16 protein-coding genes are annotated in these 16,400 nt (G+C 62.0%); 10 read left to right on the forward strand and 6 right to left on the reverse strand.

The genetic code is table 11. The annotated features are described in order from the left end of the window. Positions 1-272: 272 nt before the first annotated feature. Positions 273-1,847, reverse strand: a complete 1,575-nt coding sequence (locus IV098_RS09605) for a lytic transglycosylase F (protein WP_296888524.1) — start codon at positions 1,845-1,847, stop codon at positions 273-275. Positions 1,848-2,107: 260 nt separating this feature from the next. Here IV098_RS09605 and glyQ point away from each other — a divergent pair, with 260 nt between their 5' ends. The 9 genes from glyQ (at position 2,108) to IV098_RS09650 (ending at position 9,030) form a co-directional block, all read left to right on the forward strand. Beyond that, positions 2,108-3,031: a glycine--tRNA ligase subunit alpha gene (gene glyQ / locus IV098_RS09610; RefSeq protein WP_296888526.1), complete on the forward strand. Its 924-nt coding sequence runs from the start codon at positions 2,108-2,110 to the stop codon at positions 3,029-3,031. Further along, a complete protein-coding gene (glyS, locus tag IV098_RS09615; RefSeq protein ID WP_296888528.1) occupies positions 3,028-5,175 on the forward strand; it encodes a glycine--tRNA ligase subunit beta in 2,148 nt (715 codons plus the stop codon). Before glyQ ends, glyS begins: the two co-directional genes overlap by 4 nt. Positions 5,176-5,184: 9 nt before the next feature. Continuing rightward, complete coding sequence (gmhB, locus tag IV098_RS09620) at positions 5,185-5,727, forward strand: D-glycero-beta-D-manno-heptose 1,7-bisphosphate 7-phosphatase (protein ID WP_296888530.1); 543 nt, start codon at positions 5,185-5,187, stop codon at positions 5,725-5,727. Further along, a complete protein-coding gene (locus tag IV098_RS09625) occupies positions 5,724-6,446 on the forward strand; it encodes a 1-acyl-sn-glycerol-3-phosphate acyltransferase (RefSeq protein WP_296888532.1) in 723 nt (240 codons plus the stop codon). The genes gmhB and IV098_RS09625 overlap by 4 nt, the downstream gene beginning before the upstream one ends. 4 nt (positions 6,447-6,450) lie before the next feature. Further along, positions 6,451-7,134 (forward strand): M48 family metallopeptidase, encoded by a 684-nt coding sequence (locus IV098_RS09630; protein WP_296888535.1) that lies wholly within the window; start codon positions 6,451-6,453, stop codon positions 7,132-7,134. 15 nt (positions 7,135-7,149) lie between these two features. Next, a complete protein-coding gene (gene gloA / locus IV098_RS09635; protein WP_296888537.1) occupies positions 7,150-7,566 on the forward strand; it encodes a lactoylglutathione lyase in 417 nt (138 codons plus the stop codon). Between the two features lie 349 nt (positions 7,567-7,915). Beyond that, positions 7,916-8,341, forward strand: coding sequence for a VOC family protein (locus tag IV098_RS09640; protein WP_296888539.1), 426 nt, complete (start codon positions 7,916-7,918; stop codon positions 8,339-8,341). A 129-nt stretch (positions 8,342-8,470) separates the two neighbouring features. Further along, complete coding sequence (locus IV098_RS09645) at positions 8,471-8,728, forward strand: type II toxin-antitoxin system Phd/YefM family antitoxin (RefSeq protein ID WP_296888540.1); 258 nt, start codon at positions 8,471-8,473, stop codon at positions 8,726-8,728. Beyond that, complete coding sequence (locus IV098_RS09650; protein WP_296888542.1) at positions 8,716-9,030, forward strand: type II toxin-antitoxin system RelE/ParE family toxin; 315 nt, start codon at positions 8,716-8,718, stop codon at positions 9,028-9,030. Before IV098_RS09645 ends, IV098_RS09650 begins: the two co-directional genes overlap by 13 nt. A gap of 180 nt (positions 9,031-9,210) precedes the next feature. Here the strand turns inward: IV098_RS09650 and IV098_RS09655 are convergent, their stop codons facing one another. The 5 genes from IV098_RS09655 to IV098_RS09675 are packed head-to-tail and all read right to left on the reverse strand — an operon-like array spanning position 9,211 to position 15,140. After that, a complete protein-coding gene (locus tag IV098_RS09655; protein WP_296888544.1) occupies positions 9,211-9,819 on the reverse strand; it encodes a DUF4202 domain-containing protein in 609 nt (202 codons plus the stop codon). A 2-nt stretch (positions 9,820-9,821) separates the two neighbouring features. After that, positions 9,822-10,598: a 16S rRNA (adenine(1518)-N(6)/adenine(1519)-N(6))-dimethyltransferase RsmA gene (rsmA, locus tag IV098_RS09660; RefSeq protein WP_296888546.1), complete on the reverse strand. Its 777-nt coding sequence runs from the start codon at positions 10,596-10,598 to the stop codon at positions 9,822-9,824. Positions 10,599-10,623: 25 nt separating this feature from the next. Next, positions 10,624-11,613 (reverse strand): 4-hydroxythreonine-4-phosphate dehydrogenase PdxA, encoded by a 990-nt coding sequence (gene pdxA / locus IV098_RS09665; protein WP_296888547.1) that lies wholly within the window; start codon positions 11,611-11,613, stop codon positions 10,624-10,626. A gap of 10 nt (positions 11,614-11,623) precedes the next feature. Next, positions 11,624-12,943: a peptidylprolyl isomerase gene (locus tag IV098_RS09670; RefSeq protein WP_296888549.1), complete on the reverse strand. Its 1,320-nt coding sequence runs from the start codon at positions 12,941-12,943 to the stop codon at positions 11,624-11,626. Next, positions 12,930-15,140: an LPS-assembly protein LptD gene (locus IV098_RS09675; protein ID WP_296888551.1), complete on the reverse strand. Its 2,211-nt coding sequence runs from the start codon at positions 15,138-15,140 to the stop codon at positions 12,930-12,932. Before IV098_RS09675 ends, IV098_RS09670 begins: the two co-directional genes overlap by 14 nt. Before the next feature lie 92 nt (positions 15,141-15,232). Between IV098_RS09675 and IV098_RS09680 the strand changes: the two genes are divergently transcribed. Then, positions 15,233-16,216, forward strand: coding sequence for a phosphotransferase (locus tag IV098_RS09680; protein ID WP_296888553.1), 984 nt, complete (start codon positions 15,233-15,235; stop codon positions 16,214-16,216). Positions 16,217-16,400 lie beyond the last annotated feature (184 nt).

The following is a 16,400-nucleotide window of genomic DNA, read 5'->3' on the forward strand; positions in this document are numbered from 1 at the left end:
CAAAGAACTCGCCCCGCTTTTGTAATGCTTGATTGATTTTTGTGAGCGGGGCTCAAACACCTTTGCCGCTGATCCACCCGGCAGGCTCAATTTCCGGCGGGGCTGAGAGGGGATGAAGATCAAAACCAGGGCGGCGGTGATGGGGCGTCTGCGATTGCTTTTTAGGCTTCAGAAAGTCTTTTGGTAGCCAGTTGTTCGTCTGTAGCAAGAGTCGAGGCCTGCCCCTCTGGCTCCGCCAACAGTGCAAATCGGGTCGCGTTGAGTCATCCAGCCTAGGGCTGCTTGCCCCCACCCGGCTTGGTGACCAGGGCCTTCTCCGCCTGAACCTCCATCAGCAGCTTGTAGGCGATGTAGTACTTGTAGATGTTGGACACATAAGTCACCGTCTCCGCGCCGATTTTATCGGCGGCCACATATTCCACGTTGTGAAACCAGACGTTCGGGTTCAGCCCACGCTTGACCGCTTCCTTGCGCAACTGCGTGACCCGCCCGGCACCGGCGTTGTATGAGGCGAACGCGAACAGCGCCTTGTCGAGCTGGGTCATGGGCTCGTCGCCGTAGTAGTGGTCGATCATCCAGCGCATGTATTTGATACCGGCATGGATGTTCGGCTCGGTTTCGGCGATGTTGCCCACATCGAGGTCCTTGCCGGTGGCAGGCATGACCTGCATCACGCCAATGGCCCCCACCTTGCTGCGGACGGACTGGTCCAGCTGGGATTCCTGATAGCCCTGGGCGGCCATCAGCAGCCAGTCGACGTCGTACTGATCGCCGTATTTATGGAAGTACTGCACCAGGGCGCGGAATTTTTTGCGCTCGGATTCCGCAGCAGCGTTCTTCACGTAGCCGGCATTCTTGAAATATTTGGCCAGGATGACGTTGCCCATGGTGGAACCCTTGGCGTTGCGCGCCAGAAAATCATCGAGGGCGACCTTGAGCTGCGGGCTGTTCTTGCGTATCGCCCAGGCGATGTTGCCGCCAGTGCGCACGGCAACGTCGTCATGCACCTTGATGTCGGGAAACACCTGCTTCCAGAAGTCCGCCATGTGCCTGTCCACCACGATGAGCGGCATCAGGCCGGCGTTGACCATTTCGATCAGGTCTTCATCTTCCAGCGCCTCCGGTGCTTCCTTGATGATCACCGCAGGCTTCTTCTCGGCGGCAAAGCGCTGGTTGAGCGCCACGAGGCTTTCGTAGTAGCTGGAGGTTTTGCGCACGAACACTGTATTGCCGGCGAGGTCGTCCACGCTCGACACCTGGGGCGAGCCCGGGCCGGACACCACCACTTCGCTCGCATCGGGATAGACCGGTGCGGAAAAGTCGACCTGCTTGCGTCGCCCCGGGGTGTCGGTGAGATTGGCCGCTGCGATGTCGCCCTTGCCGGCTGTCAGTGCCGTCAGCAAATCTTCCCGGGCGACCGGAATGAAGACCACGTGCACCTTGAGATGCTTGCCCTTCAACTTGTTCTCTTTCGCCAGACGCTTGTTCAGGTCCGTCTCGAACACGCGAAAGGCGTCATAGGTTGCACCACGCTGGCCGCCCATGTCGAGGAAGTAATTGGTCTTGCTATAGGTCGCCAGAACGCGAATGACCCGCCGTTCGATCATTCCATTGAGATCGCCGGTCCAGGGTTTCGCGGTTCGGTCCAGGTCGATTGTGAGCTGGCCTGTTTCTTCCGGCGGGGCTGCGACAGCTGCTGGGGGCGGCTGGACGGATGGCTTGGCCTCGACCGTTGCGGCAGGGGCTTTCTCACCCTCGCCGCAGGCGCTCAGGATGACTGCCAGAGCAACTGCAGCGATGAGGCCCGGCAGGGCGCGTGACGATGGCAGAGAAAAATATTTCAGCATGCTTGCGCTCCCCGAATGGATTTTGTCTGGCCACAGCCAGAAATGTTTTGAGTATGCAAGGCAAGGTTCGCACCTGCAGGAGCCTGATTCACCGATCTGGCATGCCCACCCACTTGTCGAAATATAGGCGGGAAATCCTGCGGGGAAAACTGCCGTAGTTTTCGTGTTGCGGGCGGGGTCGGCGGTCGCGCAGGCCTGGTCCCCGAAACCCGCCCCAACCAAGCTAAAATGCCGCTTTCCCGAAAAGCCGCTCATCTGCCGTGAAACCCACCTTTCAGGACATCATCCTCACCCTGCAACGCTACTGGGGCGAGCGCGGCTGCGCGCTGCTGCAACCCTACGACATGGAAGTCGGCGCCGGCACCTCGCACACCGCCACCTTCTTGCGTGCGCTCGGCCCCGAGCCGTGGAAGGCCGCCTACGTGCAGCCGAGCCGCCGCCCCAAGGACGGCCGCTACGGCGACAACCCCAACCGGCTGCAGCATTACTACCAGTTCCAGGTGGTGCTGAAACCGGCGCCAGCCGACATTCTGGAGCTGTATCTTGGCTCGCTCGAAGCGCTGGGCTTCGATCTGAAAAAGAACGACGTGCGCTTCGTCGAGGACGACTGGGAGAACCCCACCCTCGGCGCCTGGGGGCTGGGCTGGGAAGTGTGGCTGAACGGCATGGAAGTGACCCAGTTCACCTATTTCCAGCAGGTCGGCGGCATCGACGTGAAGCCGATCACCGGCGAAATTACCTACGGCCTCGAACGCCTGGCGATGTACCTGCAGGGCGTCGAAAGCGTGTATGACCTGGTGTGGACGGAGGGGCTGACCTATCGCGACGTCTATCACCAGAACGAGGTCGAGCAGTCCACCTACAACTTCGAGCACAGCGATGTCGATTTCCTGTTGACGGCGTTCAGCGCACACGAGAAAAAAGCGCAGGAACTGATTGCAGCGCAGCTCGCGCTGCCGGCTTACGAGCAGGTGCTGAAAGCCGCGCACACCTTCAACCTGCTCGACGCGCGCGGCGCGATTTCGGTCACCGAGCGCGCGGCCTACATCGGACGCATCCGCAATCTGGCGCGTGCGGTGGCGAAGAGCTATCTTGATTCGCGTGCGCGGCTGGGGTTCCCGATGGCGCCACGCGAGTGGGCCGAAGAAGTGCAGGCCATGCTGGCGAAGAAGGAGGCCGCATGAGTACGCAGAACCTGCTCGTCGAACTCTTCGTCGAAGAACTGCCGCCCAAGGCTCTGAAGGAGCTTGAGATTAATTTCGGTGGTTCTATCGAATTTAGTCTGAAGAGGCGCGGATTTCTTCAGGACGATAGCGTCAAGAGGGAATTCGCAAGCCCACGTCGTCTTGCCGTCTCCATTACCAATGTGGCTGCCAAGGCGCCAGATCAGAAATTCCGCCAAAAGCTGATGCCAGTCTCGGTTGGGCTGGATTCCGATGGAAGCCCGACGCCTGCGCTTGTGAAGAAATTGGCCTCAATCGATCCAACTATTGACTATAAGAGCCTTCATCGCGAACAGGACGGTAAGCATGAGGCTCTCTTCTATGAGGGTATCCAACCAGGGCTGACTTTAACGGTGGCACTGCAAAAGGCGCTTGAGGATGCGATTGATAATCTACCCATCCCGAAGGTCATGACGTATCCGCTGGCCGACGGTTGGACCACGGTCAACTTCGTGCGCCCGGTGCATGGCCTGGTGGCGCTGCATGGCGCGGATGTCGTGCCGGTGTCGGTGCTCGGTTTGACCGCGGGGCGCGACACCCAAGGCCATCGGTTTGAAGCGCGCGTGAGCCCGGTGTCGATTCAATGTGCGGACAGCTATGCCGGCCAATTGAAAGACGAAGGTGCAGTGATTGCTAGTTATGAAGAACGAAGCCTTTCCATCATCAGACAGCTTCGCGGTCATGCAAAACGCATGAATTCACGCTTAGAAGTAGAGCCGGCAAATCTTCTTGACGCTGAAGCGGAAATCTTTCTTAGTGAAAATGCGTTAGTGCAGGAAGTCACCGCGCTGGTCGAACGGCCCAATGTGCTGGTCGGCACGTTTGAAACCGCCTATCTCGACGTGCCGCAGGAATGCCTGATCCTGACCATGAAGGCGAACCAGAAATACTTCCCGCTGCTGGATGCCGCAGGCAAGCTGACCAACCAGTTCCTCATCGTTTCCAACATCTCGCCCGCCGACGCGTCCGCCGTGATCCAGGGCAACGAGCGTGTGGTGCGCCCGCGTCTGGCCGATGCCAAGTTCTTCTTTGATCAGGATCGCAAGAAGGCGCTCGATTCGCGCGTGCTGGGGCTGGCCAAGGTGGTGTACCACAACAAGCTCGGCACCCAGGGCGAGCGCGTGACGCGGGTGCAGGCGATAGCCCGCGCCATCGGCGAACAGCTCGGAGGCGAGGCGCTGGCGTTGCAGGCCGATCAGGCTGCGCTGCTGGCCAAGGCCGACCTGCTGACCGACATGGTCGGCGAATTCCCCGAACTGCAGGGCATCATGGGGCGCTATTACGCGCAGCACGATGGGCTGTCGGACGACATCGCCTTTGCCATCGAGGATCACTACAAACCGCGTTTCGCCGGTGATGAACTGCCGCGGAATCCGGTGGGCGTGTGCGTGGCGCTGGCCGACAAGCTGGAGACGCTGGTGGGCCTGTTCGGCATCGGGCAGATTCCGACCGGCGACAGGGATCCGTTTGCGTTGCGGCGACATGCGCTCGGCATGTTGAGAATTCTCATCGAAAAATCCCTGCCTTTGAGTCTTTTCGATTTGATCAATAATGCATTTTCGGCGTTCCCGTCCGGGATGCTGGGCGATGCCCACACGGATGCGGAGACTTTTGTATTCGATCGCCTAAGTGGCTTGATGCGCGATCTGGGCTACACGGCAAGCGAGGTGGATGCGGTGCTTTGCATGCGTCCAGTACGTATAGATCTAGTACCGCTGCAGCTCCTGGCGGTGCGCGCTTTTGCGGCATTGCCCGAATCCGAAAGCCTCGCAGCCGCCAACAAGCGCGTTGCGAACATACTGAAAAAATCTGGGGATGAAGTGCCGGTAGCGATTGAGCCGGGGCTTTTTGTTGAGCCCGCCGAGAAAGCATTGTTTGACGCACTGGAACAGATCGAGCCCAAAGCCGATGCGGCCTTCATGGCCGGTGACTACACCGCCTCGCTGCAGGTGCTGGCTGCACTAAAAACCCCGGTCGACGCCTTCTTCGACAGCGTGATGGTCAACGCCGACGATCCCGCGCTGAAAGCCAACCGGCTGGCGCTGCTGGACCAGCTGCACCAGACCATGAACCGGGTGGCTGACCTCTCGCGTCTGGCGGCCTAAAATGACGCCATGAAGCTCATCATTCTCGACCGCGACGGCGTCATCAACGTCCACTCCAGCCAGTTCATCAAATCGCCCGATGAATGGAAACCCATACCCGGCAGCCTGGAAGCGATCGCACGGCTGACGCGTGAAGGCTGGCGCGTGGTGGTCGCGACCAACCAGTCCGGCCTCGCGCGCGGCTTGTTCGAAGTGGCCACGCTCAACGCCATCCACGCCAAGATGCACAAGGCGGTGATGCAGGCGGGCGGGCGCATCGAGGCGGTGTTTTACTGCCCGCATTCGGCCGAAATGGATTGCGGCTGCCGCAAGCCCAAGGCCGGTCTGTTCCACGAGATTTCCGCGCGCTACGGCAAGGAACTGGTCGGCGTGCCGGTGGTGGGCGATTCGCTGCGCGACCTGCAGGTGGCGGAAAGCATCGACGCCTGGCCTTTGCTGGTCAAAACCGGCAAGGGCAAGAAAACCCTGGCGGCGGGCGGCCTGCCCAAAAACACGACGGTGTTCGACGACCTCAGCGAGGCGGTTGACCAATTGCTGACCCTCTCAATATGAATCTCATCCGCTCGCTGGTTTTCGCTTTTTTCCAGACCCTGCTGACGGTCTTGTTTAGCCTGGTCGCGCTGTTCAGCTTTCCGTTTTCCGCCCACGTGCGCTACCGGCTGATCACCGGCTACAACCATCTGGTGATCTGGCTGGCGCGCTGGGTGCTGGGCATCCGTTACGTGGTGGAAGGGCGCGAACATCTGCCGTCGCAGCCCGCCATCATCCTCGCCAAGCATCAGTCGGCGTGGGAAACCGTGGCCTTCCTGTTCCTGTTTCCGCCGGTCTCGCCGGTGATCAAGCAGGAGCTGCTGAACGTGCCGTTTTTTGGTTGGGCGTTTCGCCTGCTCTCGCCCATCGCCATCGACCGCAGCTCCGGGCGCGAGGCGCTGAAGCAGATCGTGGCCAAGGGCGGCGCCAAGCTGGCACAGGGTTTTTGGGTGCTGGTGTTCCCCGAAGGCACCCGCGTCGCCCCCGGCGAAAAAGGCAAATACGGCATCGGCGGCAGCTGGCTGGCGGCGGAAACCGGCGCCCCCATCGTGCCGGTGGCGCACAACGCCGGCGAAGTGTGGCCGAAGAACGCCTTCATCAAACGCCCCGGCACCGTCACCGTGCGCATCGGCCCGGTGATCGATAGCAGCGGCAAAAGCGCCGCCGAACTCACCCGCGCGGTCGAGGCCTGGATCGAAACCGAAATGACGAGGCTGCCCCCTGCTGCCGCACACCAATAGCGGCATGTTGCAACTCGGCGAAGCGGCTGTGCCGTTCGCCCTCAAGCGCTCGCGCCGCCGCCGCACTCTCGGCCTCACCGTGACGCCACACGAAATCCGTATCCACGCCCCCAGCTGGACCCCGCGCCCCGAGATCGAACGCTACGTGGCCCAGCAACACGGCTGGCTGCTGCGCACCTGGGCGCGCATGCAGGCGCGCGTGCCGCAAGACGCCGCGCTGCCCGCCAGCAGCGTGCACTACCTCGGACGCAAACTGGCGCTCGACATTCAGCCTTCCCTGTTCGTCGAAGTGCGCCGCCGCGGCGACACCCTGCGCATCCACGCGCCGCACGATGCCGACCTCGACGACCTGATCCGCAGCTGGCTGTATGAGCAGGCCACCCGCCTGCTGGCCTGGCGCCTCGCGCGCAATGCCCGCAAGCTGGGGCGCGCGCCCAGCCGTTTTGCCCTGTCCAACGCGCAAACCCAATGGGGCAGCTGCACCCACAGCGGCCACGTGCGGCTCAACTGGCGCCTGGTGCAGGCGCCGCTGGCGATCATCGACTACGTCGCCGCGCACGAACTGGCCCATCTGGTTCACCTCGACCATTCGCCGCGCTTCTGGGCGCAGGTTGCGGTGCTGTGCCCCGATGCGTTGGCAAGGCGCGCCGAGTTGCGCAGAATGAGCACAACGCTGTTTCAGCTTTGATAGGGGGGTAAAACCATGCGAATTCTCCACACCATGTTGCGCGTCGGCGACCTCGATCGCTCGATTGATTTCTACACGAATGTGCTGGGCATGAAGTTGCTGCGGCGCAAGGACTACCCAGGCGGCAAGTTCACGCTCGCCTTCGTCGGCTACGACAACGAGGACAAGGCGGCGGTGCTCGAATTCACCTACAACTGGGGCGTGGACAGCTACGAGCGCGGCACGGGTTACGGCCACATCGCCATCGAGGTCGACGATGCGTATGCCGCCTGCGACGCGGCGGCGGCCAAGGGTGGCAAGATCCTGCGTCCGGCCGGGCCGATGTCGCACGGCACCACCGTGATTGCGTTTATCGAAGACCCGGATGGGTATCCGATCGAATTCATCCAGAAGGGCACGGCGGGGTGGGTGCGGGCGCCTGAGGAGAGCTAAACGAATGCCAATCGGGGATATTGCGGGAGAGTTTCTGGGTGGATTGCTGAGAGTTGTCGGCAATGTTGTTCTTGAGGTTGTGCTGGAGATACTGATTCGAGGGCCTGGTTACCTGATATGCCGTACTTTCAAGAGAGACATTAATCCAGAAGGTGGCTGGGTAATCGGGGTCGGTCTGGCCTTCTGGGTTTTCGTTGCAATTGGCGGTTTCCACACGTATTCATCCTTTTCTGAAGCCTTGGCAGCAGATCGATGCTTAGACTCTGGTGGGGCATTTGACCATCAAAGCAAACGGTGTCTTCGAAGCTGAGTCCACATTGATGCGGACACGTTTTAAGGAGTCCCAAACATGGAACAACGCATCAGCCTGATCACTCTCGGCGTACACGACCTCGCCGCCAGCACCGCGTTTTACGAAGCGCTCGGCTGGCAGCGCTCGATGCGGCAGGCCGAAGGCGTGTCGTTTTTCCAGTGCGGCGGCATGGCGTTTGCGCTGTGGCCGTGGACGAGTCTGGCAGCGGATGCGGGGGTGTCGCCCGAGCGCAGCGGCGCGGGTGGTTTTGCGCTGGCCTACAACACCCGCACGCGGGAGGAGGTCGATGCGGTGCTGGCGGAGGTGGCGGCGCTGGGGGCGGAGATCGTCAAGCCTGCGGTCGAGGCGTTCTGGGGCGGCTATTCGGGCTACTTCCGCGACCTCGATGGCCATCTGTGGGAGGTGGCGTGGAACCCAGGGTTCGCGCTCGACGCGGCAGGCGCGGTGACGCTGCCGGACTGAACGGGCAACTTTCCTTTTCCCTCCCTTCAGGCTATCCGGGCAATGTCTTCGTTGTCCATTTGCGAAAAACGGGACGCTTCAAAATAATTGGTCTTGCCCCAATCCATGAGTGTCACTATAGTGGCACTCATGCGCACCGAACTCGTTACTACCCTCAAACGTCAGGCGACCGAACTCCTCGCGGATATCGAGCGGGATAGGAAGCCCATTCTCATCACGCAGCATGGGCTACCGAGTGCTTATCTGGTGGATGTCGAAACCTTTGAGTTGCTGCAAGAACGCATGGCAGTGCTTGAGGGAATCGCGCGCGGCGAAATGGCGCTCGCCGAGGGCAGGGTGGTGTCGCACGCGGAGGCCAAAGCCCGCATGGCCCGATGGCTGAAGTAATCTGGACGGAACCGGCGCTGGCTGATCTGGATGCTATTGCCGATTACATTGCGCTCGACAAGCCCGATGCGGCATCGGCGCTGGTCAAACGTGTGTTCGCGCATGTCGATCACTTGCAGTCATATCCGGAAAGCGGCAGTCGCCCACCTGAATTGAAACGTTCGCGTTACCGGCAGGTTATCGAGCCGCCGTGCCGGGTGTTCTACCGCTACGACGGCAAGCGGGTCACGATCCTGTATGTGATGCGGTCTGAACGTGTGCTGCGTCCGTCAAAAATCGCAGGACGTGATCGGGAAAAATAGGATAACGACGTTGTATTCAGAATGGAAAGGATAGGGCGCTTCCATTTATAGAGTCGTGGACCGGTGGGCGCGCTCGTCGCGGCAGGTGCGGTGACGCTGCCGAGTTAAAGCCAATAAAACCAAATTTATGAAATGCCCTTCGACAAGCTCAGGGCGAACGGACTAAATAAATCAGTGTTCTTAACTGATCGCCTTGGTGATCAGCGGCACCAGCGGTTCCGGCAGCTTGATGGCGCCGGACAGGGCGAAAGCCTGTGCGGTCTTCGACATCTTGCCCCAGGTGCGGCGGATGATTTCCAGCCATTTTGCTTCATCGTATTCCGGCTTGCTCGCGGCGAAGGCCAGCATGTAGTGCTCGATGAAAACGAGGTTGGCGATGTCTTCCAGCAGCTGCGTGTCGGGGTTGACCTTGATGCCGCGCTTGCCGATGGCTTTCTTGACGCGCTCGATCATCGCGTCGTCGTAGCCGGCCTCGCGCATCAGCTCGCCGGCGGTGTTGGCGTGGAACGTGTAGAGCCCGGTGCGCCACGCGTGATAGCCGTCCTTGTCCATCGGGTAGCTGTTGCGCGGCACGGTCCAGCGCCGGATGTGCTGGGCGCGCACCGCCAGCTGCGCGGCTTCGGAGGCGTTCGGCGCGAAGCGGCCGATCATCTCCGACATGCGCTGGCCGTACAGCAGTTCTTTCGGCTGGCCTTCATCCTGATTGGGGTCTTCGGCGTTGGCGGCGTCGAACAGGGCCACGGCTTGATTAAAGCGGGCTTGATCAAAGCGTTCCTGGTTCTCGATCATATTCAGTTCCCTTCGCTCGATTTCAAATGCTGCACGATGCGTTCGTAATCGGCCAGCGGCAGCGCTTCGGCGCGCAGCGTGGAATCAATCCCCAACGCGGCAAAGTCTTCCGGCTTCAGCAGGCTGCCCAGCGTGTTTCTCAGCGTCTTGCGCCGTTGCGAAAACGCGGCCTGCACTATGCGGGAGAACAGGGCTTCGTCGAGCGGCACGACTTCAGCCGGCGTTTTGGGAATCAGCCGCACCACCGCCGAGTCCACCTTGGGCGGCGGATTGAACGCGGTGGGCGGCACGTCGAGCAGCCATTCCAGATGGAAGCGGCGCTGCAGCATGATCGTCAAGCGCCCGTAGTCGTTGGTGGAGGGTTCGGCCACCATGCGCTCGACCACTTCCTTCTGCAGCATGAAGGTCATGTCGCGGATCTGCGCGGCATATTCCATCAGGTGGAACAGCAGCGGGGTGGAGATGTTGTAGGGCAGGTTGCCGATGATGCGCAGGTCGGTGCCGAGGCTGCCGAAGTCGAACTTCAGCGCATCGCAGCTGTGGACGCTGAGCCGGTCGGTGGGCCAGGCGCGGTTCAGCCGCGCGACGATGTCGCGGTCGAGTTCGACCGCGTGCAGGTGTGGCAGCCGTTCGAGCAGGGGGCGGGTCAGTGCACCAAGGCCGGGGCCGATTTCGACCACCGTTTCGCCCGCCTGCGGATGCACGGCGTTGACGATGGCGTGGATGATGCCGTCGTCGATCAGGAAGTTCTGGCCGAAGCGTTTGCGCGGGGTATGCATGGTGGGAAGCGGTGGGGGTGTGGGGTTAACCGTTCACCGCTCCCCGCTCACTGCTCACCATCCCCAGAGCCATTTCGATTGCCGCTAGCAGGCTGCCCACTTCGGCGCGGCCGGTACCGGCGAGGTCGAGCGCGGTGCCGTGGTCGACCGAGGTGCGGATGAAGGGCAGCCCCAGGGTGACGTTCACGCCTTCGCCGAAGCTGGCGTATTTGAGCACCGGCAGGCCCTGGTCGTGGTACATCGCCAGCACGGCGTCGCACTGGGTGTGGCGGATGCGCGAGAACAGGGTGTCGGCGGGCAGCGGGCCGATGAGGTCGATGCCTTCGCCGCGCAGGCGCGCGAGCACGGGTTCGATGATGTCGATTTCCTCGCGGCCGAGATGGCCGGATTCGCCGGCGTGGGGGTTGAGCCCGGCGACGACGATGCGCGGAAAGGCGATGCCGAAGCGCTTCTGCAGGTCGCTGTGGAGGATGCGGATGACTTCGGTCAGCAGCCTGGGCTTGATCGCGTTGGCCACGGCACGCAGCGGCAGGTGCGTGGTGGCAAGCGCGACGCGCAGGCCGCCGCCGGCCAGCATCATCACGACGCGTGCGGTGCCGCTGTGCTCGGCCAGGTACTCGGTGTGGCCGGTGAAGGCGTAGCCCGCATCGTTGATGACGCCCTTGTGGACCGGCGCGGTGACGATGGCCTGATACGAGCCGTTCATGCAGCCCTCAAGGGCAGCGTCGAGCAGCGCCAGCACATGGGCGCTGTTGTCGGGGTTGAGCGTGCCCGGCACCACCGCGCTGGCGACCGGGATGTGATGTACATGCAGCGCGCCCGCCTGATGCGCGGGAATGGCATCGCCGGTGATGAAGTTGACGTGGGTGCCGAGTTGCCCGGCGCGGGCGCGCAGCACGTCGACGTCGCCGAGCACGCTCAGGCGGCAGGGCAGGTCCTGGTGCGACAGGGCGATGCAGAGGTCGGGGCCGACGCCGGCAGGCTCGCCTGCAGTGAGGGCGATGACGGGCAACATGGCGTGGGCCTCAGTCGAGCGGCCGCAACTCGACGTAGGCCGAGTCGCGAATCTGTCGCACCCAGTCCTGGAAGGCTTCTTCGGCCTTGCGCTCGCGGATGGCCTGGCGCGCCTGCAGTTTCTGGCGTTCCTGGGTGACGTCCTGGTCGCGGCGTTCCAGCACCTGGATCAGGTGCAGGCCGAACGGCGAACGCACCGGCTGGCTGATTTCGCCGGGCTTCAGTTCGTCCATCGCGCGCTCGAATTCGGGCACGGTATCGCCGGGGTTGATCCAGCCGAGGTCGCCGCCTTTGGAAGCACTGCCGTCGTCGGAATACTGGCGGGCGAGTTCCTCGAATTTCGCGCCGTTTTCGAGCCTTTCCTTGATCTGCAGCAGGCGGCTGCGGGCATCGGATTCCGAGGTGAGTTCGTTGGTCTTGATCAGGATGTGGCGCGCGTGGGTCTGGGTGACGCTGAGCGCGGCATCGAGCCCGCGCTTGTCGTTGAGTCTGAGGATGTGGAAACCGTTGCTGCTTTTGAGCACCGGGCTGATCTGGCCGGGCTGCAGCGGCTTCAGGGCATCGGCGAACAGCGCCGGCATCTTGCCGCTGGCGCGCCAGCCGAATGCGCCGCCCTGCATGGCGTTGGGCGCGTCGGACGAACTGGCCGACAGCTGGGCGAAATCGGCGCCTTTTTCGAGCTGGGCGTGAACGTCGTCGGCACGGGCGCGGCGCGCCTGGATCTGTTCGGGCGAGGCGTTTTCCGGCGTGGTGATCAGGATGTGGGAGAAGTTGTATTCGGTCTCCGCACCCTGCTGCGCCTTGGTTTGCAGATAGCCTTCGATTTCAGCGTCGCTCACGGTGACGCGGTTGTCGACGTCGCGCTCGCGGGCGCGGGCGATGAGCAACTCGTTGCGGATGGTGGCGCGCATGCTGTCCATGCTCTGGCCCTGTTTTTCCAGCGTGGCCTGCAGGGTGGGTACGTCCATCTTGTTCTGTTCGGCAATCCGCTGGATCGCGCGTTCGACCTGTGCCGGGTCGACCCGTACGCCGGTGTTGCGGGCGTGTTGCTGCAGGGCGAGCTCGGTGATCATGCGTTCGAGCAGCTGCTTTTCGATCACGTTGCGCGGCGGCAGCGGCGTGTTCTGCCGCGCCAGGGCTTTTTCCGTTTCTAGGTAACGCTTGGTGAGTTCCTGCCGGGTGATGACTTCGTCGTTGACGACCGCGACGATGTAATTGAGTTGCACCACTTCGGCACGCGCGGGCTGTCCGGACAGCAGCGATGCCACGACGAGCAGCAGCATCAGCGCCCAGTGAGGGCGGAGCCATTCGGGACGTTCAATAGTCTTCATTTGCATGGGGTGTGGAAAACAGTTCATTGCTCGGCCGGTATCCGGGGACGCTTTGTTTCAGAACGCTGGTTGGATTGGAGCCGATGCCCCCGAGTCCGTTCAATTCCAGCTGGATAAAGAATGAGTCGGTGGATTCCGCGTCCTTGGTAGCCAGACGCTGGACGGCGCCGCGCAGCAGCCAGCAGCCGCCATTGTATTCAAGCCCGGCCAGACCTTCGACCAGCTTGTTGTCGTAGTAGGAATAGTTGTAGCGGAACATGCCGTACCAGCGCCGGGCCAGCGGCCATTGCGCCGAGACGTCGATCTGCTCGGTGTTCCGTTCGATGAAGTTGTAGCCGACGTTCACCACGCGACCCGCGCCTGGACGATACGACGCCGCCAGATTCTGCCGCACGACCGCGCCGTTCTGGGTGTCGTACTGCCAGCCGCCGGCGACGTACCAGTCGCGGCTGACCTGTCCGCTCGCGGCGATCAGCATGTCGGTCGAGTTGCTGCTGCGCGGCGCCACGCCCGGCAGGGTGACTTGCTGCGAGCTGAAATAGTAGCGCTGGCCGAGCGTGACCTGCAGGCGCTCGTAGCCGGTGGCGGCCTCGGTGAAGCGGCTGGTAATCGCGACCGTCAGCTGGTTGGCGTCGTTGACGCGGTCGCCGCCGATGAACTGGTTTTCGGTGAACATCTCGGCATAGCCGAAGTCGAGCTGGGCAGTATCGAACACCGGGATGTCGGTCTGGTCGCGGTAGGGCGCATAGACGTAATAGACGCGCGGTTCCAGCGTTTGCGAGTAAGCGGCATCGCCGAGCGTGAACGGGCGGTCGAAGGCGATGCCGCTGTCGAGACTGAATATCGGCAGGTTACGCGTGATGCGCTGCTCGGGCGCGCTGTCGTCGAGCGCGTAATAGGTGCTGCTCCAGCCGATTTGCGGCGTGATGTAGCCGAACGAGCTGACGAGCGGCATGCGCAGCGTGGGGTAGGCCAGCACCCGGGTGCCCTCGATCAGGCTGTCATGCGCAAAATGCACGGCTTCGGCTTCGAGCTTGAACTCGACGCCGGGGCCGAACGTATCGGCCATGCTGAGGCGTGCCTGCGGCAGCCTGGAATACGGCTCGATGATGGGCGTGACCGCGGTCGAGTCCTGCAGGGTCTGGAAGGTCTGCGCGCGCAACTCGGCACTCCAGTTGCTGTGTTGCGTTATGAGCCAGATTTCCTGGTTGAGGTTGCTGACCGAGGTGATGGCCGCCTGGTTGGAAAAGTCGCGGAAGTAATCGTCGTCGGACACGCGGTTGTACAGCATGCCGACCCGCGTGTTGGCGTTGATGCGCCAGGTGTTGTCGAGCACGACATCCCAGCGCGAGCGATCGAGCTCGCGGTCGTTGGCCAGCAAGTCGACCCGGTTGGTGCCGCCGAACTCATCCAGCAGATAGCGGAACTCGCCGCCCAGCATCAGGCCGCGCTTGGACAGCAGGCGCGGGTAGATCGTGGCATCGTAGTTGGGCGCGAGATTCAGGTAATACGGCACCATGAAGTCGATGCCGCTGCGCTCGGTGGTGCCGAACGTGGGGGGCAGCACGCCGCTCTTGCGCGCGTCGTTGAGCGGAAAGTCGATCCACGGCGTGTAGAGGATCGGCACGTCGAGAAAGCGCAGGGTGGCGTTGTGTGCCACGCCGATCTGGCGCGATTTGTCGAGATCAAGTTCGCCCACCTGGAGATACCAATCCTCGTTGCCGACCGGGCAGGTGGTGTAGGTGGCATCGGTGAGGGTGGAGTTGCTGGCGTCGATGAACGCGATGTGTTCGGCGTGGCCGCGCCCGTTCTGTACCGGCAGGCTGTAGACCGGCTGGGTCAGCTCGCCGCTGTAGTCGTTGAGGTTGAATTTGAGCGTGTCGCCGCTCACCAGCAGAGTGGGCTGTTCCATCCGCACGTTGCCGCGCGCCTCGACAAACCTGCGCGAGGTATCGTAGAGCAGCCAGTCGGCAAAGAAATTCTGGCCGGCCTGGCGGGCTTCCACGTTGCCCGTCGCCACGATGACGTTGGGCGAACTCGATTCGATCTCGTTGGCCATCACGAACATCGGCCCAGCCTCACCGGCTACCGTCGGACTGCTCAGTTCGGCATCGGATTTCAGCACGAGGCTGTCCGCCACCGCAGGACACGCAGTGAACAGCAATACAGTACAAGCCAGGCCGGGCAGGAAGGACAACGAGGTAAAATCCGTCAGTGGGTTAGATGAATACAGCGTTAGATTTAAACCAGCGTTAATTTGAAACCAGCATCATTTGGAGCCGTAACACAGTGGATCGTTTGCAAGCATTACAGCATTGGGCCGCCCAGCAACTGGGCGGGGATGCTCTGGACATCGCCCCGGCATCGGCGGACGCCAGTTTTCGCCGTTATTTTCGCGTCGCCTCAATTGAAAGCGGTGTCAAAGGCCGCGATTATATCGTGATGGACGCCCCCCCGGCGCACGAGGATTGCCGCCCCTTCATCGCTGTGGCCAAGCTGTTCGGCGATGCGGGCGTACATGTGCCGCAGGTGCTGGCGGCCGATCTGGAGCAGGGCTTTCTGTTGCTGACCGATCTCGGCAACACCACCTACCTGTCGGCGCTGAACGAAAACAGCGCACGCGCGCTGTACTTGGCATCCAACGATGCCCTGATCCGCATCCAGCAAGCCAGCCGCCCCGGCGTATTGCCGGAATACGACCGCGCCCTGCTCACCCGCGAACTGATGCTGTTTCCCGAGTGGTATGTGACGAAGCACCTCGGCGTGACGCTGAGCGAGGAACAGAGCGGACACCTCCACACCGTGTTCGAGCGCCTGCTCGCCAACAACCTCGATCAGCCGCAGGTCTACGTGCACCGCGACTGGCACTCGCGCAACCTGATGGTCAGCGATCCCAACCCCGGCATCCTCGATTTCCAGGACGCCGTCTACGGCCCCATCACCTACGACCTCGCCTCGATCTACCGCGACGCCTATATCGAGTGGGACGAAGAACATCAGCTCGACTGGGTGATCCGCTATTGGGAAAAGGCGCGCGCCGCGGGCCTGCCGGTGCGTACGGATTTCGGCGATTTCTGGCGCGATTTCGAATGGATGGGCGCGCAGCGCCACATCAAGGTGCTGGGGATTTTTGCGCGGTTGTATCACCGGGATGGTAAGGATGGGTATTTGAAAGATATGCCGTTGGTGATGCGATATTTGCGCAAGGTGTGCGAGCGGTACATTGAGCTGAAGCCGTTGTTCCATTTGCTGGAGGAATTGGAGGGGAAGTAAGCGCGGTAGGGCGGTCGATTGTTTGGGGTATGTGTTGGGGCAGGCGGTAAGCCGGTGGCTTCCCCTTTATGCCCGCTGGGTGCTTTGGAAAAGGGGGATTGAGGGGGATTTGAAGTCGTTGCTTGACCACTGACCGTTGGCCGGGGGTAGCCCGGCGGCTAGTCACTTTCTTTGTCAATGCGAC

It is taken from the genome of Thiobacillus sp. (assembly GCF_018780105.1).
GTDB lineage: Bacteria > Pseudomonadota > Gammaproteobacteria > Burkholderiales > Thiobacillaceae > Thiobacillus.